16 protein-coding genes are annotated in these 23746 nt (G+C 71.0%); 11 read left to right on the forward strand and 5 right to left on the reverse strand.

Translation table 11 applies throughout. The features are described 5' to 3' along the window. Nucleotides 1-145: 145 nt before the first annotated feature. Nucleotides 146-2335: a discoidin domain-containing protein gene (locus ACFYSH_RS17830; protein ID WP_359466174.1), complete on the forward strand. Its 2190-nt coding sequence runs from the start codon at nucleotides 146-148 to the stop codon at nucleotides 2333-2335. Nucleotides 2336-2555: 220 nt separating this feature from the next. After that, nucleotides 2556-4727: a discoidin domain-containing protein gene (locus ACFYSH_RS17835; protein ID WP_388753457.1), complete on the forward strand. Its 2172-nt coding sequence runs from the start codon at nucleotides 2556-2558 to the stop codon at nucleotides 4725-4727. A gap of 209 nt (nucleotides 4728-4936) precedes the next feature. Here the strand turns inward: ACFYSH_RS17835 and ACFYSH_RS17840 are convergent, their stop codons facing one another. Then, complete coding sequence (locus ACFYSH_RS17840; RefSeq protein WP_388753460.1) at nucleotides 4937-6262, reverse strand: ROK family protein; 1326 nt, start codon at nucleotides 6260-6262, stop codon at nucleotides 4937-4939. Nucleotides 6263-6446: 184 nt separating this feature from the next. Here ACFYSH_RS17840 and ACFYSH_RS17845 point away from each other — a divergent pair, with 184 nt between their 5' ends. From ACFYSH_RS17845 to ACFYSH_RS17860, 4 genes are all read left to right on the forward strand, one after another. Continuing rightward, nucleotides 6447-7763 carry a sugar ABC transporter substrate-binding protein gene (locus ACFYSH_RS17845; protein ID WP_359465984.1) on the forward strand — a complete coding sequence of 439 codons (1317 nt, stop codon included), beginning with the start codon at nucleotides 6447-6449 and terminating at the stop codon, nucleotides 7761-7763. Between the two features lie 14 nt (nucleotides 7764-7777). Then, the gene (locus tag ACFYSH_RS17850) at nucleotides 7778-8773 is read left to right on the forward strand and encodes a carbohydrate ABC transporter permease (protein WP_388753463.1); all 996 of its coding nucleotides are present in this window, start codon (nucleotides 7778-7780) and stop codon (nucleotides 8771-8773) included. Nucleotides 8774-8801: 28 nt separating this feature from the next. Continuing rightward, the gene (locus tag ACFYSH_RS17855) at nucleotides 8802-9641 is read left to right on the forward strand and encodes a carbohydrate ABC transporter permease (RefSeq protein WP_359466173.1); all 840 of its coding nucleotides are present in this window, start codon (nucleotides 8802-8804) and stop codon (nucleotides 9639-9641) included. A 334-nt stretch (nucleotides 9642-9975) separates the two neighbouring features. Continuing rightward, on the forward strand, nucleotides 9976-11049 hold the full coding sequence (locus ACFYSH_RS17860; RefSeq protein WP_359465980.1) for a DUF1996 domain-containing protein: 1074 nt from the start codon (nucleotides 9976-9978) through the stop codon (nucleotides 11047-11049). A 95-nt stretch (nucleotides 11050-11144) separates the two neighbouring features. On the opposite strand, the gene ACFYSH_RS17865 is transcribed toward ACFYSH_RS17860, so the two are convergent. The 4 genes from ACFYSH_RS17865 to ACFYSH_RS17880 all read right to left on the reverse strand — a co-directional run bounded on the left by ACFYSH_RS17865 (nucleotide 11145) and on the right by ACFYSH_RS17880 (nucleotide 16215). Beyond that, entirely contained in the window at nucleotides 11145-12191 is a 1047-nt protein-coding gene (locus tag ACFYSH_RS17865) for a LacI family DNA-binding transcriptional regulator (protein ID WP_388753466.1), read from the reverse strand. Nucleotides 12192-12348: 157 nt separating this feature from the next. After that, the gene (locus tag ACFYSH_RS17870) at nucleotides 12349-12939 is read right to left on the reverse strand and encodes a sigma-70 family RNA polymerase sigma factor (RefSeq protein ID WP_388753469.1); all 591 of its coding nucleotides are present in this window, start codon (nucleotides 12937-12939) and stop codon (nucleotides 12349-12351) included. 754 nt (nucleotides 12940-13693) lie between these two features. Next, a complete protein-coding gene (locus ACFYSH_RS17875) occupies nucleotides 13694-14899 on the reverse strand; it encodes a PP2C family protein-serine/threonine phosphatase (protein ID WP_359465974.1) in 1206 nt (401 codons plus the stop codon). A 575-nt stretch (nucleotides 14900-15474) separates the two neighbouring features. Then, entirely contained in the window at nucleotides 15475-16215 is a 741-nt protein-coding gene (locus tag ACFYSH_RS17880) for a mannose-binding protein (protein WP_359465973.1), read from the reverse strand. Here ACFYSH_RS17880 and ACFYSH_RS17885 point away from each other — a divergent pair. From ACFYSH_RS17885 to ACFYSH_RS17905, 5 genes are all read left to right on the forward strand, one after another. Then, the gene (locus tag ACFYSH_RS17885; protein ID WP_388753473.1) at nucleotides 16208-16507 is read left to right on the forward strand and encodes a hypothetical protein; all 300 of its coding nucleotides are present in this window, start codon (nucleotides 16208-16210) and stop codon (nucleotides 16505-16507) included. The genes ACFYSH_RS17880 and ACFYSH_RS17885 overlap by 8 nt on opposite strands. Nucleotides 16508-17014: 507 nt before the next feature. Continuing rightward, nucleotides 17015-17779 (forward strand): type VII secretion system-associated protein, encoded by a 765-nt coding sequence (locus ACFYSH_RS17890; RefSeq protein ID WP_388753669.1) that lies wholly within the window; start codon nucleotides 17015-17017, stop codon nucleotides 17777-17779. Further along, nucleotides 17776-19002, forward strand: coding sequence for an RICIN domain-containing protein (locus tag ACFYSH_RS17895; protein WP_388753476.1), 1227 nt, complete (start codon nucleotides 17776-17778; stop codon nucleotides 19000-19002). Before ACFYSH_RS17890 ends, ACFYSH_RS17895 begins: the two co-directional genes overlap by 4 nt. Before the next feature lie 145 nt (nucleotides 19003-19147). Next, nucleotides 19148-22459 carry a right-handed parallel beta-helix repeat-containing protein gene (locus tag ACFYSH_RS17900; RefSeq protein ID WP_388753479.1) on the forward strand — a complete coding sequence of 1104 codons (3312 nt, stop codon included), beginning with the start codon at nucleotides 19148-19150 and terminating at the stop codon, nucleotides 22457-22459. Next, nucleotides 22456-23703, forward strand: coding sequence for a S8 family serine peptidase (locus tag ACFYSH_RS17905; RefSeq protein ID WP_359465968.1), 1248 nt, complete (start codon nucleotides 22456-22458; stop codon nucleotides 23701-23703). The genes ACFYSH_RS17900 and ACFYSH_RS17905 overlap by 4 nt, the downstream gene beginning before the upstream one ends. Nucleotides 23704-23746: the final 43 nt, after the last annotated feature.

Raw genomic sequence — 23746 nt, forward strand, 5'->3', positions numbered from 1 at the left:
GTCAGGGCGGAGGGTGACGCCCGAAGTCGACTTCCCCTTAATGGAAGGCGAAAGAAAAGTAGTGCCAGGGTTCTTGACCGCGCGGGCGGGGCGCGGCAGGGTCGGAGAGCGCTCTCCTATCTGTTCATTCCCAAGGAGCCCCATGATGCCCACAGTTGGCATACCCCTCACAGCGGAACCACCCCCCGGAGTTGCCCGAAAGGGACTCGTCGGGGCGGTCGTCTCCGCACTGGCCGCAGCCCTGCTCGCCCTGACACCCGCTACGGAGGCCGACGCGGCGCCCGTGCCGCTGTCACAGGGCAAGCAGGTGACGGCTTCCAGCCAGGAGCACCACGGCACACCGGCCGGCAGCGCCGTCGACGGTGACCCAGGCACCCGCTGGTCGAGCACGGCCTCCGACCCCCAGTGGCTGAGGGTCGACCTCGGTGCTGCGGCCGCCCTGGACCGGGTCGAGCTGAGCTGGGAGGCCGCCTACGCCACGACGTACCGCATCGAGCTGTCGTCCAACGGCACCGACTGGTCGACCGCCTACTCCACGACCACCGGAGCCGGCGGCACCGAGACGGTCGACGTCTCCGGAACCGCCCGCTACGTCCGTATGCTCGGAACCGCCCGGGCCACCGGATACGGCTACTCCCTCTGGGAGTTCAAGGTCTTCGGCAGCACGGACGGCGGCACGGGACCGGTGATCCCCGGTGGGGGAGACCTCGGCCCGAACGTACATGTCTTCGACCCGTCCACACCCGGTATCCAGGCCGAGCTGGACCAGGTCTTCAGGGAGCAGGAGTCGGCGCAGTTCGGCAGTGGTCGGCACGCCTTCTTCTTCAAGCCGGGCACGTACAACGACATCAACGCGCAGATCGGCTTCTACACGCAGATCGCGGGGCTCGGCCTGAAGCCGGACGACACCACGTTCAACGGTGATGTCACCGTGGACGCCGGCTGGTTCAACGGCAACGCCACCCAGAACTTCTGGCGTGCGGCCGAGAACCTCGCCCTGAACCCGGTCAGCGGCACCAACCGCTGGGCCGTCTCCCAGGCGGCGTCGTTCCGCCGCATGCACGTCAAGGGCGGACTGAACCTCGCTCCCAACGGCTACGGCTGGGCCAGCGGGGGCTACATCGCCGACAGCAAGATCGACGGCCAGGTCGGCCCGTACTCGCAGCAGCAGTGGTACACCCGCGACAGCAGCATCGGCGGCTGGACCAACGGTGTGTGGAACATGACCTTCTCGGGTGTCGAGGGCGCTCCGGCGAACAGCTTCCCCGAGCCCCGCTACACCACGCTCGACACGACCCCCGTCTCGCGCGAGAAGCCCTTCCTCTACATGGACGGCGACCAGTTCAAGGTCTTCGCACCGGCCAAGCGGACGAACGCACGTGGTACCACCTGGGCCGGCGGCACCCCGCAGGGGACGTCGATCCCGCTGAGCGAGTTCTACGTCGTCAAGCCCGGCGCCACCGCCACGACGATCAACGCCGCCCTGGAGCAGGGGCTGCACCTGCTCTTCACCCCCGGCATCTACCACGTCGACCGGACCATCGACGTGAACCGGGCCGACACCGTCGTGCTGGGCCTCGGGCTCGCCACCATCATCCCGGACAACGGTGTGACCGCCATGAGGGTCGCCGACGTCGACGGGGTGAAGCTCGCCGGCTTCCTCATCGACGCGGGGCCGGTCAACTCCCCGACGCTGCTCGAGATCGGCGGACAGGGCGCCTTGGCCGACCACGCCGCCAATCCCACCACCGTCCAGGACGTCTACGTCCGAGTCGGCGGCGCCGGCGCCGGCAAGGCCACGACCAGCATCGTCGTCAACAGTGACGACGTCATCATCGACCACACCTGGGTGTGGCGTGCCGACCACGGTGAGGGCGTGGGCTGGGAGACCAACCGCGCCGACTACGGCGTGCGGGTCAACGGCGACGACGTACTGGCGACCGGCCTGTTCGTGGAGCACTTCAACAAGTACGACGTCGAGTGGTACGGGGAGAGGGGCAGGACGATCTTCTACCAGAACGAGAAGGCGTACGACGCCCCCGACCAGGCCGCCATCCAGAACGGGAACACCAAGGGCTACGCCGCCTACCGGGTCGACGACTCCGTGAACACCCACGAGGGCTGGGGCATGGGCAGCTACTCCAACTACAACGTCGATCCGACGATCCGACAGGACCACGGCTTCAAGGCCCCGGTGAAGCCCGGCGTCAGGTTCCATAGCCTGCTGGTGGTCTCCCTCGGCGGCAACGGCCACTACAACCACGTCATCAACGACACCGGATCGCCCACCTCGGGCACGTCGACCATTCCGTCGACCGTGGTGTCCTACCCCTGATCGGCCGGCCCGCCCGGCGGTCCGTGGCGGGCCGGACGCGACGCCTTCGGGCGGGGTTCCGTCCCCACGACCCGGCCCGGAGCCCGTGACACGCACACGCACCGAACCGGACGTACCGCCCGCCCGGCGGGCGGTACGCCCCTGCCCGCACGCCGGGCCGCTCCAGCACCTCCGTACGCATGTCCCGCCACCCGGGCACCCCGACCCGCCAGGAGCAGATGTGTCGAAACCGCCCTCGCACCGCCCGCCGGTACGCCGCCGCGCCGGCGTACCCCTCCTCGCCCTCGGCGCGCTGGTCGCGTCGTCACTCACCCTCACCGCCTCTCCTCCGGCCCAGGCGGCCGAGACCCTGCTGTCGCAGGGCCGGACGGCCACGGCCTCGTCCCAGGAGGGGGAGGCGTTCGCGGCCTCCGCGGCGGTGGACGGCGATCTCACGGGAACCCGCTGGGCCAGCCTGTGGAGCGACCCGCAGTGGATCCAGGTGGACCTCGGCAGCCGGCAGGACCTGAGCCGTGTCGTCCTCACCTGGGAGGCGGCGCACGCCAAGAACTACGAACTCCAGGTCTCCGACAACGGCACCGACTGGCGCGCCCTGAAGACCGTCACCGGAAGCGACGGCGGCACCGACGACGTCGCCGTATCCGGCACCGGCCGGTACGTCCGGGTGCTCGGTACCGCACGCACCGGTGGCTACGGCTACTCGCTGTGGGAATTCCAGGTCTACGGCAACGGCGACGGTCCGCCGCCCGCCGGCGGCGCGGTCGCCGTGACCGGCTCGCAGGGCAACTGGCAGCTCACCGTCGGGGGCAAGCCCTACCAGGTCAAGGGACTCACCTGGGGTCCGTCCGTCGCTGACGCGGGCCGGTACATGCCCGACCTGAAGTCGATGGGGGTCAACACCATCCGGACCTGGGGCACCGACGGCTCCACCAAGCCCCTGCTCGACGAGGCGGCGGCCAACGGCATCCGGGTCGTCAGCGGCTTCTGGCTCCAGCCCGGCGGCGGTCCCGGCAGCGGTGGCTGCGTCGACTACGTCACCGACAGCGCGTACAAGAGCGCGTCGCTCACCGAGTTCGCCAAGTGGGTCGACGCCTACAGGAGCCACCCCGGTGTCCTGATGTGGAACGTCGGCAACGAATCGGTGCTCGGCCTCCAGAACTGCTACAGCGGCACCGAACTGGAGAACCAGCGCAACGCCTACACGTCCTTCGTGAACGACGTCGCCAAGAAGATCCACTCCATCGACCCGGACCACCCGGTCACCTCCACCGACGCGTGGACGGGAGCGTGGCCCTACTACAAGCGCAACGCCCCCGACCTCGACCTGTACTCGATGAACTCCTACGGCGACATCTGCAACGTGCGCGGCGCCTGGGAGCAGGGCGGGTACACCAAGCCCTACCTCATCACCGAGGGCGGACCGGCCGGCGAGTGGGAGGTCCCGGACGATGCCAACGGCGTCCCCGACGAGCCCACCGACGTGCAGAAGGCCGACGGCTACACCACGGCGTGGGGCTGTGTCACCGGACACCAGGGTGTGGCGCTCGGGGCCACGCTCTTCCACTACGGGCTGGAGCACGACTTCGGCGGGGTCTGGTTCAACCTGGTGCCCGACGGGCTCAAGCGCCTGTCGTACTACGCGGTGAAGAAGGCGTACGCCGGTTCCACCAGCGGGGACAACACGCCGCCCGTCATCACGGACATGGGCGTCAGCCCGGCGTCCGCGGCCCCCGCGGGCGAGGAGTTCACCGTCCGCGCGGACGTGCGCGATCCGGACGGCGACCCGGTGACGTACCGGATCTTCCTCAGCGGCAACTACGCCGGCGGCGACAAGCGCCTCGTCGAGGCCCGGTGGCGGTCCACCGGCGACGGCACCTTCGCCGTCACCGCACCCGAGAAGCTCGGCGTGTGGAAGGTGTACATCCAGGCGGAGGACGGCCACGGCAACGCCGGCATCGAAACGAAGTCGGTCAAGGTCGTCGCGCCACCCGTCGACGGCACCGACGTCGCGCTGAACAAGCCCACCACCGCGTCCTCCTTCCAGGCGTCGTACGGCGACTGCCCGTGCCCGGCCGCCCTCGCGACGGACGGGAAGCCGGAGACACGCTGGGCCAGCGACTGGAGCGACCCCCAGTCGATCCAGGTCGACCTCGGGGCGCCGACCGCGTTCCGTAAGATCCAGCTGGTCTGGGACCCGGCCTACGCCACGTCCTACGAGGTCCAGGTCTCCGACGACGGCACCGACTGGCGTACGGTCCACACCACCTCGGCGGGCAACGGGGACATCGACACGATCGACGCCCCCGCCACCGCCCGTCACGTACGTCTCCGGCTGACCGCCCGGGGCACGGCCTGGGGCTACTCGCTGCACGAGTTCGGCGTCTACAGCTGACCTCGGCGAAGCGTGCCGTACGTCCGGCAGGGCCCCGCCGTCGCCGCCACGGGACGGTCGGGCCCTGCCCTCGCACGTGGGGTGCGCCGCCGTCGGTCCGCGCACCGTCTCCGTGGCCGAGAGGACACGTGGCGGGACGAGGTGGCGCCGCTGCCCGGATGAGTGACAACCGGCGCCACGGGCACGAGGGCCGGGCCGCCCACCTCGTCTCACCCGTTCGCGGCCCGGTCCTGGAGAGTCGTCTGCCAGGCCGGGACCTGTTCCTGGGGGCCGGTCTCCTCCTGCCGGCCGCCGCGCTCGAAGAAGTCCGCGAGCGGCAGGGCGGCAGCCCCGACGGTCACGGCGTCCGGCCCCAGGGTGCCGAGGTCGATGCGCACGTGGGCGGCCGGATAGGCGAGGGCGTACGACGTGGCGTGGGCCCGCACCGCGTCGAGGAAACGGGTGCCGAGCTGGAGTCCTGCCCAGCCACCGACCAGGATGCGCTCCGGCTGGAAGAGGTTGATCAGGTCGGAGAAGCCCGCTCCGAGGTACTCCGCGGTCTCCTCCAGGACGGCCAGGGCGGTGGCGTCGGACTCGGGCCCGGCCCCGTCGTCCTGGCCCGCCGGGTACGCCGCGGCGAGCATGGCCGTGAGCGCGGTCTCCTCGTCGACGTCCGCGAGCGGCTGCCCGCCGGCCTCCCGCCAGCGTTCCAGAAGCGCCTCCGCGCCCGCGTACGCTTCGAGGCAGCCGAGCGCGCCGCAGCGGCAGCGGCGGCCGCGCACCCGTACGGTCAGATGCCCCCATTCGACGGCCCGGCCCGGGCTCATGTCGTCGGTGACCACGCAGGCGCCCACCCCGGAGCCGAAGAGCACGACCACGGCGCTCTGCGCCCCGCGCCCGGCGCCGAACCACATCTCGGCCTGACCGAGCGTCTTGGCACCGTTGTCGATGTAGTACGGCACGCTCTCGGGAAGCGGCACGGACTCACGCAGCAGGCGCTCCAGCGGCACGGCGTCCCAACCGATGGTCTGGCCGTGCACCACGGCGCCGTCCTCCGGCGACCTGGACACGATGCCGGGCACACCGACGCCGACCCCGAGGAGCCGGTCGGCCGCGATTCCCGCGCGGTCCAGGACCTCGGTGATGCCCGCGCGCAGATGCCCCGTCACGACACCGACGTCGTAGCGGTCGACGCGCCGGGGCCCGTCGGACGACAGGGGTTTCTCGACCCGTGCGAGCTCGGTGAGGGCAAGGTCGAAGAGTTCGACCCGCACCCGGGTCTCGCCGATGTCGACGCCGATCATGTACCTGCTCTGCGGTCGGATACGCAGGAGGGTGCGAGGGCGCCCGCCGGCGGAGTCGACGCTGCCGGCCTCCTCGACCAGGCCTTCGGCGACGAGTTCGGCCACCACGTTGCTCACGGATCCGGAGCTCAGCCCGGTCAGCGGTCCGAGCGAATAGCGGCTCAAGGGGCCATCGAAATACAAACGTTGCAATACGGCGGTGCGATTCTCGCGCCGCAGGTCACGGACCGTCCGGCCGCTGCGTACTTTCACCCTGCCCCCTCGTCTTGAAGCTCACCTGAGCAACATACCGCCGTGACACCCCTTGACGCGACCTTCACTTGGGGTTTAACTCACATCCTAAATTAAGCCGTGTGGGTTTGTGGGTGCGACGGGGAACTCCGCTCCGGCCCGGCCCGCGGCGGACATCCGTCACTTCTGAGAGGCCCCTGGAGTCATGCGCAGAACCCGAGCCGCGGCCGTCGGTGCCGTCACCCTCTCGCTCGTCCTCACCGCGGCTGCCTGCGGCGGTGGGTCGTCCGGGGCGAGCGGATCCAACGACCAGCCGAAGACGCTCACGTACTGGGCCTCGAACCAGGGCGCCGGCCTCGAGGTGGACAAGAAGGTCCTGCAGCCCGAACTCGACAAGTTCGAGAAGGAGACGGGCATCAAGGTCGAGCTGGAGGTGGTGCCCTGGGGGGACCTGCTCAACCGCATCCTCACCGCCACCACCTCCGGGCAGGGGCCGGACGTCCTGAACATCGGTAACACCTGGAGCGCTTCGCTGCAGGCCACCGGCGCGCTGCTGCCCTGGGACGAGAAGAACTTCGAGGCGATAGGCGGCAAGGACCGCTTCGTCGAGTCCGCCCTCGCCTCGACCGGCGTGCGGGGCGAGGCCCCGGCCGCCGTGCCGCTCTACTCCATGGCCTACGCGCTCTACTACAACAAGAAGATGTTCGCCGAGGCCGGCATCGAGAAGCCGCCCACGACGTGGGACGAAGTGACCGAGGCCGGGAAGAAGCTGTCCGAGGACGGCAAGTGGGGGCTCGGCGCGGAGGGCTCGAACCTCTCCAACAACATCCATCAGGTGTTCGTCCTCGCGAAGCAGCACGGGGCCGACTTCTTCACCGCCGACGGCACGGCGGACTTCACGTCCAAGGGTGCGGTGGCGGCCGTCAAGCAGTACGTCGACCTCATGGCCAAGGACAAGATCATCGCGCCCGGCAACGCCGAGTACGCGCAGAACCAGTCCCTGAGCGACTTCGCCAAGGACAAGACGGCGATGGTGCTGTGGCAGACGGCGGCCGCCACCTTCGAGGCCCAGGGCATGGACAAGGAGGAGTGGGGCGTGGTGCCCGCTCCGGTCCGGTCGGGCGAGCCCGGTCAGGGCAAGGGCACGAACTCCATGGTCGCAGGCATCAACATGGCCGTCTTCGCGAACACCAAGAACATCGACGGTGCCAAGAAGTTCGTGAAGTTCATGACCAGCGATGACGAGCAGACGGTCCTGAACAAGGCCTACGGGTCCATCCCGCCGGTCAAGGCCGCCCAGGAGGACGCCGCGTTCAACACCTTCGCGCTCTCGCCCCTGCGGGAGGCCCTCGCCACCAGCGCTGCCGCTCTGCCCCAGGTCCCCGAGGAGTCGCAGTTCGAGACCGTCGTCGGTACGGCGGTCAAGGAACTCTTCGCCGACGCCGCCGCCGGCCGTCCGGTGACGACCGCGTCGGTCAAGGCCAAGCTCGAGAAGGCCCAGCAGCAGATGCCCGCGAAGTGAGCACGGACACCACCATGACCACAACCGCCGCCCTCGTCCCCGGCGAGAGGACAGCAGGCAAGAACGACTCCGGAGCGGCGCCGCGCAGACGCCGCTCCGGGCGGCTGCGCAAGATCGGCCTGCCGTACCTGCTGCTGCTCCCCGCCCTGCTCCTCGAGCTGCTGGTCCACCTGGTGCCCATGATCATCGGCATCGTCGTCAGCTTCCGGCAGCTCACCCAGTTCTACATCCGGGACTGGGCCACCGCGCCGTCGGCCGGTTTCGACAACTACGCCGTCTCGGTCGACTTCGACGCCCCGGTGGGCGAGGCGCTGATGCAGTCGTTCCTGACCACGTGCCTGTTCACCCTGCTGTCGGTGGGGCTGTGCTGGTTCCTCGGAACCGCCGCCGCGGTCTTCATGCAGGAGACCTTCCGCGGCAGGGGCCTCCTGCGCACGCTCTTCCTCGTGCCGTACGCCCTGCCCGTGTACGCCGCCGTCATCACCTGGGCGTTCATGTTCCAGCGCGACAACGGCATCGTCAACCACGTCATCCATGACCAGCTCGGCCTCACCGACAGCCCGCCGTTCTGGCTCATCGGTGACAACGCCTTCGTCACCCTGCTCGTCGTCGCGGTATGGAAGGGCTGGCCCTTCGCCTTCCTCATCATGATGGCCGGTCTCCAGAACATCCCCCGGGACGTCTACGAAGCGGCGGCGCTCGACGGCGCCGGGGTGTGGCAGCAGATCCGCCGCATCACCCTGCCATCACTGCGACCCGTCAACCAGGTCCTGGTGCTCGTGCTGTTCCTCTGGACCTTCAACGACTTCAACACGCCCTTCGTCCTGTTCGGCAAGGCCGCACCGGCGTCGGCGGACCTGATCTCCATCCACATCTACCAGTCCTCCTTCCAGACCTGGAACTTCGGCACGGGTTCCGCGATGTCGGTACTGCTCCTGCTGTTCCTGCTCGCCGTGACCGGCCTCTACCTCCTGTTCACATCCCGGGGAAAGCAGGCCACCGATGCCTAGGACCGCACAGCGCAAGCCCCCCTCCCCGATGGCACCCCCGCAGTCGTTCCTGTGGGCACGGCGGATCTTCCTGACCCTTCTCACCGTCTTCGTGGTCCTGCCGGTTTTCGTCATGGTCACCAGCTCCCTCAAGCCGCTGGAAGACGTGACCGGGAAGTTCCGGTGGATTCCCTCGGGCCTGACCATCAGTCCCTACTTCGACATCTGGGACACGGTCCCGCTCGCCGACTACTTCATGAACTCGCTGATCGTCGCCGGCACGGCGACCGTCTGCTCCGTGGTGATCGCGGCCTTCGCGGCCTATGCGGTCAGCCGCTACAACTTCCGCGGCAAGCGCGTGTTCACGGTGACCGTCCTCTCGACGCAGATGTTCCCCGGCATCCTCTTCCTCCTGCCGTTGTTCCTCATCTACGTGAACATCGGTAACGCCACCGGTATCGCGTTGTTCGGGTCGCGGGGCGGCCTCATCCTCACGTACCTCACCTTCTCCCTCCCCTTCTCCATCTGGATGCTGATCGGGTACTTCGACTCGGTGCCCAGGGAGCTGGACGAGGCGGCCAAGGTGGACGGCTGCGGCCCGCTCGGTGCGCTGTTCCGGGTCATCGTCCCCGCGGCGATTCCCGGCATCGTCGCCGTCGCGGTGTACGCGTTCATGACGGCCTGGGGCGAGGTGCTCTTCGCCTCCGTCATGACCAACGACACCACCCGCACCCTCGCCGTCGGCCTGCAGGGCTACTCCACGCAGAACGACGTCTACTGGAACCAGGTCATGGCGGCCTCCCTCGTGGTGAGCCTGCCCGTCGTCGCAGGGTTCCTGCTCCTCCAGCGCTACCTCGTCACCGGCCTCACCGCCGGCGCCGTCAAGTAGCCGCACGTGGTGGCCGCTTCATCCTTCCCGGAGCAGAGGTCGCCGGTACGCCGACATCATCCGTACGCACCGTCATCCACGCCTGCCAGCAGTCGTGGAGCCCACCCCTGACGCAGGCCGTGCTGCCCGTGACAGGGGCGGTGGTCGCCGGCACCGCGTTCGCGCGGGGGTACTCCCTGGCGACGCCGCCCGCGAGGAGGTGCCCGCGCGGTGTCTCCGGAAGCATTGACAGGCTCACATCCGCGCGCCACGCTCGGGAGAGCGCTCTCCCGAGCCGCTCCGTCGTGATCGTCCGACGGCGGGGCAGGCCCCCACTCTTCCGACGAGGTCTCCCATGCAGCAGCGTTCCAGAGGCTTTTCCGCATTACTCATCTGTACGGCGTTCGTCACCACGGTCTTCGGCGTCGGTACGATCGCCGCCGCCGACCCGGGCCCGGCCTCCGGCACGGCGGGCGCGGCGCACGCCGGGCACACCGTGGCCGCTCCACCGATGCCCTCGGGCGACGACGTGGACGGTGACGGCTACATTCCGGCGAACCCGCCCGTCACGGGTGTGCAGCCGTCCGACCGGGAGCCGGCGCCCCGCTACTTCCACGAGTTCCAGGCGAACTGCGCGGTGACCCACACCGCGCCCGACGACCCGATCGTCTACCCGGCGCAGCCCGGCAGGTCCCACGACCACACGTTCATGGGCAACACGGCGACGAACGCGAACAGCACCAGCTCCTCGCTGTACGGCGGTGACACCACGTGCAAGGCCCCCGGTGACTCCTCGGCGTACTGGATGCCCTCCCTCTACAAGGGCGACAAGAAGATCCTGCCGAGCGGGCCGCAGGTCATCTACTACAAGGCCGGTGTCACGGACTACACCAGCGTGCGGCCCTTCCCCAAGGGGCTGCGGTTCGTCGTCGCCAACCCCATGCAGAGCGCCCAGGACTTCCGGAACCACCCGGGCTGGGTGGAGGGATGGGAATGCGGGGAGAGCTTCAAGAACATCGACATCCCCCAACACTGCCCGACCGGTTCGCAGCTCAACCTGCGGCTGCAGGCACCGAGTTGCTGGGACGGTCAGCACCTCGACACACCGAGTCACCAGAGCCACATGGCCTATCCCCTCGTCAAGCCGGGCACCAACAACAACGTCTGCCCGACGAGTCACCCCGTGGCGCTTCCCATGATCGAGTTCAAGATGGCCTGGCCCGTGGACGGGGACATGTCCCAGGTGGAACTGGCCGGCGGACGGGGGTACTCGTTCCACTACGACTTCTTCAACGCCTGGAACGAGCCGACGCTGCAGGCCCTTGTCGACCACTGCATCGTCGGTGGGCTGCAGTGCGACGCCCGTGGATACGACCAGAACCACCCCAGGGAGGGTGCGGCGCTGGGCGCCGACTACCGCCTGCCCTGACCGGGGCCCCGCGCGTCATCCGTCCGTCGGCCCGTTCCGCACGCATGTGCGGGGTGCGGGGCGGGCCCGCGGCCGACGGCGTCGCGGGGCGGCGCCTACGCCGACTCGCGCACCACCAGCCGCGGCTCGAAGATCACCGAGGTCGGCTCGGTGCGGGCCCCCTCGATGTGCTCCTGGAGGATGCGTGCCATCGTGGCCGCCATGTCCTCCATCGGCTGGCGGATCGTGGTCAGTCGCGGCCGGCAGACGCTTGCGGTGACGGAGTCGTCGAAACCGACGACCGCCACGTCGTCCGGTACCTGCTTGCCGTGCTCCCGCAGTATCTGGCAAGCACCCTGCGCCATCAGGTCGTTGGCGGCGAACACCCCGTCGATGCCGGGGTGCTCGGCGAGCAGGCGGGCTGTTGCCGCCGCCCCGCTGTCGAGCGTGAAACCGCCCTCCGCGACAGGGACGTACGGGTGACCCTGCCGCGCCATGGCGTCGCGGAAACCGGTGAGCCGGTCCTGGGCCGCGGGCAGGTTCAGCGGCCCGGTGACGGTGGCGATGTGCCGGCAGCCGCGGGCCAGCAGATGCTCGGCGGCCATGCGTCCACCGTCCTGGTGGGCGAGATCGACGTAGCTGACCGAGGCGGTCGTGGCAGGTCGCGCGAACAGTACGCAGGGCAGGCTCTCCGCCGCCAGGAGCGACGGCAGCGGATCCTCGGCGTGCGTGGAGAAGATCAGCGCGCCGTCCGCCCGGCCCTGCCGCAGGTAGGCCACGACCTCCTGCCGGTCTGCCTCCGACTCCGCGAACATCAGGACCGGATGCATGGATCGCGGGCGCAGGAACGTGATGACGCCATCGACCACCCGTCCGAAGAAGGGGTCCGCGAACACACGGGTCGCGAAGGCGGTCCGCTCGCTCCCGGAGTCGTTGTCGCCCACGCCCGAGACGACCAGGGCGATGGTCTCGGCACGTCGGGTCACCAGTGAGCGCGCGGCGCTGTTCGGGGTGTAGCCCGTCAGCTCGATCGCGCTGCGCACCACGTCCTGGATGGCGGGGTCGACGTTCCGGACACCATTGATGACGCGGGAGACGGTGGCGCGCGAGACGCCCGCCTTCCGTGCGACGTCCTCCAGGGTCGGCGGTTGTCTGCTGGTCATGCACGGCACCCTATCGGGTGGCAAGGGCACGATAGAGCGCTCTCCGAGCAATCTTCCTCCACGCGGGACGTGCGACGGGTGCGGGAACCGCCGGGGAGTTACCCCCTGGTCACCTCGTCGAGTGGTGCGTGGTCAGTCATTCTCGCCACACGGCCGCTCAGCCGAGTACCCCGCGGGCGCCCAGGGCGCGCTTGAGCGCCCGTATCGCGTAGAAGGTGCGGGACTTCACCGTGCCGGGGGGAATGCCCAGGAGGTGTGACACGTGGTTCACGCTGTGACCGCGGAAGTACATCCCGTGCAGGACCTCTCGCTGCTGTTCGGTGAGGTCCGTGAGGGCCTCTCTTACCACCTGGGCGGTCAGGACGCGATCCGTGCCGTCGCCGACCGGGACGACCACGTCGTCCAGCTGATGGGGGACGTCGGGGCGCACGGCTCGCGCCCGGTGTTCGTCGATCACCAGGTTCCGCAGGACCCGGAACAGCCAGGGGCGGATGCCGTCCGCGGAGAGCGGATGCGAAGGGCCGCGACGCCAGGCTCGTACGGCGGTTTCCTGCACCAGGTCCTGGGCGCGGTGCCAGTCGTTGTCCAGACGCCGGGCCGCGTAGGTCAGCAGAGCCGTCCCGTGTTCGGCGTACAGCTCGTGGACGAACCGCTCGGCGTCCGCGGCCGCGCACCCGGCGGGGGCCTGCGGGGGTGTGGAGCCGGTTCGTCCGGCGGTCGGGACAGTCGTCTGCTGGGTGGTGCTCATGGTCTCTCCCCGTGCTGGGTGGGCGTCCGCTAGCGGGAGTCGTCGCCGGGTGGGTCGGAAAGTGGATGCCGGAGGCCGGCCGCTGTGAGGCCGGCGGTGCGGCGGCTGCGATGTGATCAGCCTGGGGCATCTCCTGTCCCACCCGCGAGGCTCACCGGGCATCAGGGACGGCTGGAACGCCGAAACGGCGTTTCACCTGCGCGAACGCCGACGACTTGGGACGGTGGTCCGGGACGCGCGGACGCGGCCAGGCGGTGGCGGCGGGGACGACGCTGGGGACGGGGTGCGAGAGGGACGCCTGGGCGGCCCGCGTCGCCCCTGTCGCCTGGGGTGGGCCGCCATGGAACCAGCCCCGGAGTCAGGGGAGTCAGGGACCTCGCCGAACGGCGGGGGCGGAGCCGGCCCATGTCGAACCCGACGGGGGAGCGGGCCGTCTTCGCAGGCGGTCATGAGCAGTCCGGCACTCAGGGCGGCGGAGACGGCGAGGGTGGTGCGCAGGCGGCGGTTCATGACAGCTGTTGCTCTCGGTCGATGAGCGGGCCGGCCGCAGCGTGTTCCATGGTTACGCGCTCTCGATCAGCCTGGCGGCATGTCCGGATGGCAGGCTGCCGTCGGCCCGCGTGAGGCTCTCCCCGGCCGGCAGGCTGCCGGGAGGGCGCCGCGCGGGCCGGCGGCATCGTAGCCGGTCCGGTCCGACATGCCGGTCAGCCGTCTCCGGCACCTCGCCGTCCGTCACGCCGTGTCGTCGGCCCGATCACGCGGAACGAGCCCAGGCCTCATGCCGGTCTGTGCGCCGGGCGGTGCCGTGCCAGTCCAGTATGAGGACAGTGGCGTCGTCCTTGAGGTTTCCCCGGCAGGCGTCCATCACCGCCGCGGTCAGGGCGCGGACGGCCTCCCTGGGATGCGAGGCGCGGGTGTCGCGCACCAGCGCGGCCAGGTCGACAGCCGCCGCACCACGTTCCTGCATGCCGTCGGTGAGCAGGACCAAGCGGTCGCCGGGGTACAGCCGCAGTTCCTGCAGTTGGTAGGAGGTGGGTGCCGCCACGCCGAACGGCAGGTTGACGGTGAGCTGGACCTCCTCGACCTCGTCGGCGCCTGCCCGCAGGCGCAGGGGCCAGGGGTGCCCCGCGTTGACCAGCTCGCAGACGCCCGAGTCGAGGCGGACGCAGAGCAGTTGTCCGGTGGCCAGCCCACGACTGTGGGACAGCAGGGCCTCGTGCGCGCGCTCGGCCTGATGGAGCGCGTCGCAACCGGTGCGGCGGGCGCCGCGCAGCGCACCTGTGACCAACGTCGCCAGCAGGGCGGATTCCGTGTCGTGCCCCATGGCATCGGTGATGGACAGGTGCAGCGTGTCCTGGTCGAGCGTGTAGTCGTAGGTGTCGCCGCCGATGTCGTCCGCCGGGACCAGTCCCGCGGCGAGCGTGAACTGGGGAGCCTCGCAGCAGGAGGCCGAAGGGAGCAACTGGTGCTGGATCTCGGCGGCCAGGCTGGTCCGGGTGGTGCGCCGGCCCGCGTGGTACAGGTCGGTGAAGCGGCGGTCCGTGACGATGATGTAGGCCAGCGCGTGGGCCGCGTCGCCGATCTGTCCGAGCACGGCGTCGTCGGCGTTCTGCAAGGTCACCTCCAGCACACCGATGCAGTCGCCGCGATTGGTCACCGGTGAGATCACGCGCCGTCCGCCATGACCGTCCGGTTCCACGTGCTGGCGCTGGCTGCGGAGAACCGTGTCGTAGACGCTGTTCAGAAGGTTGATCCTCTCCGTCGTGTCCGCCCTGTCACCGTCGGCAGGCGCGGTCAGGCGGAGCAGCCGTTGCCCCAGGAGGTCGGCGAACAGAAAGGACACACTCTCCGCCCCGAAGCGCTTGCGCAGATCGTGCGCGATCACGTCGACGGACTCCCCGGGCGGCGCGGACTCCGCGGCGGCCAGAAGCTCGCCGAGTTCCAGGTCTCTGGTATTCATGGCAACCTCCCATCGTTTGTCGCCACTTATTCCCCGGGTTTCCCCGACCTCACCTGGTACGTCCGTCTCGGGCGCGCCCCCTGGAGCCGGCTGAGTGCCCGCATGGCGTCGTGTTCGATGCGGGGAGCCGGCAGCTCCTGATCGCGGGGACGGCCAGGTCCCGCGGTGATGTCAGGCCGCTGGGCACCGTGAGGGTGAAGGAGCGGTGTCGGGCGGTCATGGGGCCGCGCTCGGCTCTGGCCAGGCCGGTGAGGCCGGTCGATACGGCTCCGCCCTGCGGGCCGGTGTCCACCCGAAGGCGCCCCGTTCGTCGTACCCGTACATGGCCACGACGTGCCCGCCGAAGCGCACCTCGGTGCTGAAGTGGTCCTGCTCGATGACAGCGGCGCTCGCGGCGTCGACGTCGTCACCGAGGAGGAGGGCGCAGGCGTTCCGGGACGCGGAGGTCGCGTCCCGCCGACTTCAGGTGCTGCGGGGTGGGGGTGCGGACACGCATACGGCCCCGTCGGCCGGTGGCCGGCGGGGCCGTGCGCGGTTCCCGCGCGTCCGCGGTCCCGGATGTGACCGCCGCGGTGTCAGGTGGTCCAGACGGTCCTGCCGTTGTGCACGACGGCCACCTTGGCGTCGGCCCGGAGGACCAGTTGGGCGCCTGCGAAGTCATGGGTCTTGGAGGCCCAGATCGGACGGTCGTCGCCGTTGTGGATGACGAGGTTGCCGTCGGGCTGGAAGATCGCCCGGTGGTTCTGGCCGAAGGTCATGGACGCCCAGATGGGTTTGCCGAACTCGTTGAGGACGACGAGGTTGCCGTCGGCCTGCATGACCATGCGGATGCGGTTGGTCGTCCAGGCCTGGTTGACCTCCAGGACGCTGGGCGAGAAGACGGTCACCGTGCTCCAGTTCGGCTTCGGAGCCGGCTTGGGCTCGGGCTTGGACGAGGGCGTGGGCTTCTTCGCGGCCGGGCTGCTCTTCCTGGGCTCCGGCGCCGGAACGACGGGCTCGGGGACGACGACCTTCGGGCTCTCGACGGCCTTCGGCTTCTTCGTGGTCGGAGACGCGCTCGGCTTCCCGGCCACGTAGTCCCCGACGTCCGCGGGGGTGGAGTCCGGGTTGAGGACGGTGTCGGCGCCCCCCGCCACCGGCCGCATGGGGGTGTCGTCCTGACCCTTGTCGTTGGCGCTTCCGACCAGCAGCAGGGGTATGGCGACCAGGGCGGCGCCGACGAACACCGCCCCCGCCAGGATCGGCGTGCGCGGCCGTCCGCCGTCGACGCCGGTGGCGGTCTTGGTGCCCGGTGCCGTCCCGGCGGCCGTGGCCACGCCTATGCCCTCCTCGGGCACCGCGTTCGTCCTGGCGCCGGCCGAGGGTGTCGGCGCAGTGGCCGCGGTCTCCCCGGCCGGGGAGGTAACGGACTCCGACTCGGAAGCGGAAGCGGAAGCGGAAGCGGAAGCGGCGGCCGGGGCCGGCGTCTGCTCGGCCGGCGCCGATGACGATGACGAGATGGGGGCCGAGGCGGAGGCAGGGGCCGGGGACCCGGCCTCCTGCGTGCCGGGGGCGGCGGGAGCCGCCGCGTTCGCGCCGGGGGTGGGGTGCTGGGGGGACATGCGGTGACTCCTTAGTGGCGGAGCTGTGGTGGGCAGCGGTCGGGCGGACGCAAGCCTGCTCACCCCTGCGGGCGTCGGCGAGTGCCGCGGCGAGGTGGTCCGGTCCTCGTCGTCGAGTTCGCGTGACCCGGCGCGGTGGCGGCCTGAGACCGGTCCGACGCCTGTCCGAGCTGCGAGGCGTTCCCGTACGACCCCCGCGGACGTCCGGGCCGGGAGGCGATGCACGTCGAAGGGGCCGATGGCGTACCCAACGTAGCCCGTCGTGAGGACGACGGCCGCTTCCGCACTCCGAACACCTCGTGCGCTTTGTCCTCTCCTGCCTCACTGCTCCCGGAAAGTGCTGTGTTCGGGCAGCGACACGGGCATGGGGCCGCCCGAAACGGAACCCCCGCGAAGTCCCACGGACAGCGCCCGTATGACATCCTGTTGGCTCCCCGATCTGATCAGTGTCGGCGTGCGAACACATGCCGTTCGGCACCTGAGAGTGCGTACAGACCCAAGAGTTCAGGTGGAGATGCGGCCCGGAGAACGACAAGAGGGCTTGGACGACGCCCCGTTCGTCCGTCCTGATACCTCCGACCCGGCCCCCGGACCCGGGTCGCCGGGGACCGGAACCTCCGAGGCCGACGACATCGACGGCATACCCGAGGCCGTGAAGGACGCTGCCCGCAGGGCGCCGGGGCACTGGATCGGGGTGGTGGACCCGGAGTGGACCGAGGAGCGGACGCCGCCGGAGTGGGCGGTGCTGGGGGAGTGGCAGTCGGACGAGAGCGGGAGCGTGGGGGAGTACCGGGCCAATCCGGCGTACCGGCCCTCGGCGCGGGTACTCGGCTGGCCGGAGCCCACCGACCCGGTGGACGCCGCCGCGCAGCGTGCCGCCACCGGCTACGGCTCCGTGGGAGCCGCGATCGAGGCGCTCGCGGAGGCGGACGTCACCGTGGTGCGCGGGCCGGACGGCGGGCCGCTCCTGGCTGCCGGGCGGGACGGTGCGCCGGTGGCCCTGTTGTTCACCTCGCCCACCCATGAGTTCATGTCCGCGGCACTTCACCATGACACGTTGTCGGCACGGGAACTGGCCCGCTCGCTGAGCGGCCCGGGCGCCATGCTCATGGTCAACGCCGGGGCCGCGGCTCCGCTGCTCGTGCCGGCGGACAGCCTTCCGGGCCCGGGGCACGCCCCCGGCGCGGACCGCACCGATGCCACGGCGACGGCCTCACCCGTGGACCGGCCCCACAGCTCACCCGAATCCTGGCCCCACTCCACAGGGAGGACCCCGTGACGCGTTCGTCCCAGCCATCCCCCACCTCCTCGGGAGCTCGCGCCGAGACCTCTTCCGAAGGCGAGGAATCGGCCACGACCGCCGTGGCCGGCAGCACCACCGCGCCCGCCGCCACCCCGGCGCAGCCCGCGTTCGAGCCCGCAGAGGCGCAGACCGGCGCCGCGGCCGGAAAAGCCGGCAGCACCGGTACGAAGGCCCCGGAGACCGAGGAGGAACCCGGAGCGGCCGCGAAGAAGCCCGCAGAGGGCGAGGAGGCGCCCGGGGAGGGCCGGTCCACCGAGCCCGGGTCCGCGGCACCCGCCGGCGCCCGGTCGGAGTCCGAGGCCGCCCCCGGTGCCACCGCCGCCGCGCAGAGCCGACTGCCCGGGCTGGTACGGACCATGACCGCCACCGCGATCGGCAGGCCGCAGCAGGGCGGGCCGGTGGGCCGGCCGGGCAAGGCGGCGCTGGCCGGGGCGGCGGTCGCGGGTTCGCTGCTCCTCTCGGTGCCGTTCCTGATACTCGCGGGGAACAACGACAAGGGCCCCGAGCGGCCGTCGGTAGCGGCGGCGGGAACCGTCCTCGACGGGAGCACGCAGGAGGCACCGGGCGAGTTCGCGGTGACCACGCCCGAGAGCGGTTCCCCGGACGAGGACAGGAAGAAGGCCTCCGTCGAGCCGCCCGCGAAGCCGGTGAAGCAGGCCCCGGCGCCGGAGCCGTCCGAGGACGAGCCGCAGAAGGCCGCCCCGAAGGAGAAACCCAAGACGCAGACCGAGGAGAAGACCGAGGAGAAGACCGAGGTGAAGAAGTCCGGCGGCGCGGAGAAGCAGCAGCCGAAGGCCGCGTCGGCCCTCACCCTCAGCGCACCCGTCTCCTTCCGCAGCCATCTCTCGGGCCGTTGCATCGACGTACCGGAGCACGACTTCAGTGACGGCAAGGCGCTGCACGTGTGGGACTGCGACAACAGCGTCGCGCAGAAGTGGCAGTTCGCCTCGGACGGCACCATCCGCATCAAGGGCAAGTGCCTGGACGTGGCCGGCGCGAACTTCAGCAACGGCACCCCCATCCAGGTCGCCTGGTGCAACGGAAATGCCGCCCAGCAGTTCGCCCTGAACGGCAGCCACGACCTGGTCAACACCGTCGTCGGCATGTGCGTCGACGTCGCGGGCGCCAACCGGGGCAACGGGACAGCCCTTCAGCTGTTGACGTGCACGGGCAACGACGCCCAGAAGTGGAGCACCTGACCGCATCGCCTCGCCCCCGGGAGCACCGCTCCCGGAGCCCGTACGCACCGGGACGAGGCATGATGGCATCGTCGGCTCGCCGACACGCGCCCCCGGCGAATGGGGGAGTTCGCAGAAGACGCCGCCGTAGCAAGGAGGTTGGTGCGTGTCGCGCCAGGTACTGTCGGTCGGTCCCAAGGACCGCTATCGGACGATCGGTGAGGCACTCGCCGCAGCCCGCACCGGGGCTCTCATCAGCATCCGGCCAGGGACGTACGCGGAGAACCTGGTGGTCAACACCAGGGTCACCCTCACCGCTGCCGAAGGGCGGGGCACGGTGGAGATCCGGCCGCGCTCGGGCAGCGTGGTCGCGCTGCGTGCCGACGCGGTGATGTTCTCCGAGTTGACCCTGCGGGGCGGTGACGCCGAGCTGCCCGCCGTGGACGTGCGGCGCGGCCAGGCCGCGTTCGACGCCTGTGAGGTCGTCGGCGCCGCCTGGACCGCGATGCTGGCCGGTGGGACGGGTTCCCTCGCGCTGCGGAACTGCCGCGTGAGCAACCCGCAGGGTGCGGGCATCGTGGTGACCTCCACCACACCCACCACCGTGGAGTCCTGCACGCTCGAACACCTGGGGACCAGCGGCCTGGTCCTCGCCGAGCAGGGCGAGGCACGCATCCGTGACTGCACGGTGCGGGACGCCCGGGGCAACGGCCTGCTCGCCAACGGCGAGGCCCGTGGCAGCGTCGAGGACTGCGACATCTCGTCCACCGACAAGCCCTCCATCGCGCTGGAGCAGAACTGCTCCGTCTCGGTGGTCCGCACCGTGGTGCACGACACCAGCACCGGCGTGCACCTGAGCAGTGCGGGCCGTACGACGCTGGAGGACGTCCGTGTCACCGGCGCCTCCGGGAACGGGATCGCACTGGCCGGGGGCACCGACCCGGTGCTGCGCCGCTGCCGCGTCTCGCGCGCACGCGGGCACGGTGTGGTGGTCACGGACCGGTCGCGCGGCACCTTCGAGGACTGCTGGGTGGACGGCGCGCAGGGCGCGGCACTGCGGGTCGCCGGGGCCGCGTCCCCGGCGCTGACCGGCCTGACGGTCCGCGACTGCGACGGGCCGGGGCTGCTCCTGGAGGAGGACTCGGCGCCGGAGCTGGACCGCCTGGAGGTGATCGGCGGCTCCCCCGCGGTCGCGGTGTCCGGCGGTGCCAACCCGCTGCTGCGACGGGCCCGGCTGGTGGAGCCCGCCGGCGACGGCATCGCGACCACCAAGGAAGCACGGGGCCGCGTGGAGGACTGCGAGATCGTCCGCCCGAAGGGCGCGGGCGTACGTGTGGCCTCCGGCAGCACCCTCTATCTGGCGGGCGGAGGGGTCTCCGACACCGCCGTCAGCGGCCTGGTCGTGGAGGACGGCGGCAATGTCACCGTCCGCGACTTCCGCGTCGAGATATCCGGTGAGGAGGGCGTGGTGGTAGCCGCGGGCGGCGAGCTGACCGCCAACCGCACCGCCGTGCACGCCTCCAAGGGGCACGGCTTCCTGCTCCACGAAGGCGCACTGGCTTCGCTCAGCGGCTGTGAGGCCACCGGCGGTGCCCAGGACGGCTTCCGGGTGGAGTCCACCGCGCCGGTCTCGCTCGTCAACTGCCTCGCCCGGGAGAACGAGGGCGGTGGCCTGGTGCAGACCACGCCCGGCGAACGGCTCGCGGTGGAGGGCCTGAACAGCGTGGGCAACGGCAAGCGGGACGCCTGGGGCACCGGCAGCGCCGAGAACACCGACCCGGCAGGGTCCGGCGCCGCGGACGCGCCCCCGCCGGACCGTGCGGACGGCCCGCTCGGCGCACTCAACGCCCTGATCGGCCTCGAGAACGTCAAGCACCAGGTGCGCACCCTGGTCAACCTGACCCAGCTCGCCCAGCGTCGCGAACAACTCGGCATGTCCGCGCCGCCGATGAGCAGGCACCTCATCTTCGCCGGCCCGCCCGGCACCGGCAAGACCACCGTCGCCCGTCTCTACGGCGCGATCCTGGCCGAACTGGGCTCGCTCCGCAGCGGCCACCTGGTGGAGGTCTCACGCGCCGACCTGGTCGCCCAGATCGTCGGCGGTACCGCCATCAAGACCACCGAGACCTTCCAGCGGGCCCTCGGCGGCGTCCTGTTCATCGACGAGGCGTACACACTCACCTCCGACAGCGGCAACGGCGGCGCCGACTTCGGCCGCGAGGCGGTGGACACCCTGCTGAAACTGATGGAGGACCACCGCGACGACGTGGTGGTGGTCGCGGCCGGTTACTCCCGCGAGATGGACTCCTTCCTCGCCTCCAACCCGGGTCTGGCCTCCCGTTTCTCGCGGACCGTGGAGTTCGAGAACTACTCGGTGCCCGACCTGGTCGCGATCATGGAGAGCATGTGCGGCCAGCACCAGTACGAACTGGGTGAGGGCACCGCGGCGGCGCTGGCCGCGCACTTCGAGGCGATGCCCCGGGACGCCGGATTCGGGAACGGCCGTGCCGCGCGCGGCGTGTTCGAGGAGATGGTGGACAGACAGGCGGTCCGGCTGTCCGAGCAGTCACAGGTCAGCGAGCACGATCTGCGACTGCTGCTGCCGGACGACGTGTCCGCCACCGCTGCCGCCGCGGCCGCCGGTTCCTCCGTACCGGACGACGACCCGCTGACCCGCCTCGGCGACATGATCGGTCTGGCCGAGGTCAAGCGCGAGGTCGCGGATCTGGTCAACCTCATCACCACGGCACGCCACCGTGCCGCGGCCGGTCTGCCGGTCCCCTCGCTCAGCAACCACCTGGTCTTCACCGGCCCGCCCGGCACCGGCAAGACCACCGTCGCCCGCCTCTACGGGGAGGTCCTGACCCAGCTCGGCGTCCTGGACCGGGGGCAGCTGATCGAGGCGGCGCGCGCCGACCTGGTCGGCCGCTACATCGGCCACACCGCCCAGCTGACCCGTGAGGTCTTCGAACGGGCCCGCGGCGGCGTGCTGTTCATCGACGAGGCGTACACCCTCACCCCGCGCGGCGGTGGCGCCGACTTCGGTCAGGAAGCGGTGGACACCCTGCTGAAGCTGATGGAGGACCACCGCGACGAGGTGGTCGTCATCGTCGCCGGCTACACCGACGAGATGGAGCGCTTCCTCGGCTCCAACCCCGGCCTGTCCTCCCGTTTCCCGCGCCGGATCTCCTTCGCGGACTACTCCTCGGAGGAACTGGTCACCATCGTGCGGACACAGGCGGCGAACATGGGCTACGAGTGCGGACCCGGCACCGGCCCGCTGCTCAAGGAGTACTTCGACGCGATACCCCGCGACCGTTCCTTCGGCAACGCCCGACTGGCCCGTCAGGTGGTCGAGGCGATGGTCACCCGCCAGGCGGGACGGCTCAGTTCGGTGGCCGCACCCACCCTGGACGACCTGCGCGTCCTCCTCCCCGCAGACGTCACAGCCGCGGCACCGAAGGTGGCACCCCGATGAGGATCCGCGCACACGGCGCCGCCCGTCTGCTGTCCGGGGCCGGCGTCGCCGTCGCCCTGGTGCTGCCCATGGCGGTTCCGGCACAGGCGGCGCCCCCCTCGCGTGTCCCCGCGGCCGACGGGAAGAAGGGCCAGGAACTGCCCGGCATGCCCTCCGCCCTCGATCCCGAGGCCGACGAGGTGGTCTGCACTCCTGCGTCCGGCGAGAAGGCGAAGAAGCAGGACTGGTCGCGCCAACGCCTCGACCTGGACCGGCTGCACGGGCACAGCACCGGTGAGGGCGTGACCGTCGCGCTGATCGGCACCGGTGTCGACCCCGACGCGGCCGGCCTCGAGGGCCGGGTCACCGCCGCGGGCACGGCCGCTGACGACTGCGTCGGACACGGCACGTTCCTTGCCGGGCTGATCGCCGGGACGGGCGGGGACAGCCCTCGTCTGGCCGGGGTGGCCCCGGGCGCGAAGATCCTGGCCCTGCGCGGCACCGACCGGCGCGGGCAGGCGGACTCCGGCCTGGTCGTGGACGCGCTGCGCGAGGCGACCGAGGCCCGGGCCGGCGTGATCGCGGTCGCGGTGGCCCTGCCGCGTCAGGACGCGGCGCTGAGCCACGCGGTCGCCGAGGCCCGCCGCGCGGGCGCGGTGGTCGTCGCGGCGGCCGCCCCGGACCCGCCTTCCCGGGGCGGCGCCGACGAGGTCCCGTCCCGTACCTACTGGCCGGCCGGTGAAGCCGGCGTCCTCTCCGTCGCCGACATGCTTCCCGGCGGCGTACGCCCGGACGGCTCCCTGCCCACCGGCGGCATCGACCTGGCCGCCCCTGGCGCCGGGGTGGTCTCCGGCGGCCCGCGTGGCACAGGCCACTACCTCGGCGGCGGCGTCCCGGTGGCCACCGCTTACGCCGCAGGGGCCGCCGCGGCCGTCCGGGCCGCCCACCCCGACGACTCGCCCGACGACGTCGTGCGCCGCCTGACCGCCACCGCCTATCCCGCCGACATCCCCCAGCTGGACGCCTATGCCGCCGTCACCGCGGTCATCGGCGATTCCGCCACGTCCGTCGGCGCCGAGCGCGCCGCGGAACCCGTGACCGTCCGCGACACCTCCGGCGCCGACCGCGCCACCGGCAGGGCCACGCTCTTCGTCCTGCTCGGCTCCGCCGCCGTCCTCGCCGTCCTCTGGGCCGGCTTCGCCCTGTCCCGGGCCCGCGCCCGGGGATGGCGCCCGGCGGGAGCGGCCGGAACCGCATCACAATGAGCTGAAGTCCTCCACGACGACACCCTCCTGAGGCGTACCTCAG

Source organism: Streptomyces sp. NPDC005791 (genome assembly GCF_042871485.1).
GTDB lineage: Bacteria > Actinomycetota > Actinomycetes > Streptomycetales > Streptomycetaceae > Streptomyces.

Bases quoted from the DNA above. Each gene is read 5' to 3' on its own strand.
- ACFYSH_RS17875 (WP_359465974.1), bottom strand. From the start codon at position 14,899: ATGAATACCAGAGACCTGGAACTCGGCGAGCTTCTGGCCGCCGCGGAG.
- ACFYSH_RS17855 (WP_359466173.1), top strand. From the start codon at position 8,802: ATGGCACCCCCGCAGTCGTTCCTGTGGGCACGGCGGATCTTCCTGACC.
- ACFYSH_RS17845 (WP_359465984.1), top strand. From the start codon at position 6,447: ATGCGCAGAACCCGAGCCGCGGCCGTCGGTGCCGTCACCCTCTCGCTC.
- ACFYSH_RS17870 (WP_388753469.1), bottom strand. From the start codon at position 12,939: ATGAGCACCACCCAGCAGACGACTGTCCCGACCGCCGGACGAACCGGC.
- ACFYSH_RS17865 (WP_388753466.1), bottom strand. From the start codon at position 12,191: ATGACCAGCAGACAACCGCCGACCCTGGAGGACGTCGCACGGAAGGCG.
- ACFYSH_RS17830 (WP_359466174.1), top strand. From the start codon at position 146: ATGCCCACAGTTGGCATACCCCTCACAGCGGAACCACCCCCCGGAGTT.
- ACFYSH_RS17860 (WP_359465980.1), top strand. From the start codon at position 9,976: ATGCAGCAGCGTTCCAGAGGCTTTTCCGCATTACTCATCTGTACGGCG.
- ACFYSH_RS17890 (WP_388753669.1), top strand. From the start codon at position 17,015: ATGCGGCCCGGAGAACGACAAGAGGGCTTGGACGACGCCCCGTTCGTC.
- ACFYSH_RS17905 (WP_359465968.1), top strand. From the start codon at position 22,456: ATGAGGATCCGCGCACACGGCGCCGCCCGTCTGCTGTCCGGGGCCGGC.
- ACFYSH_RS17850 (WP_388753463.1), top strand. From the start codon at position 7,778: ATGACCACAACCGCCGCCCTCGTCCCCGGCGAGAGGACAGCAGGCAAG.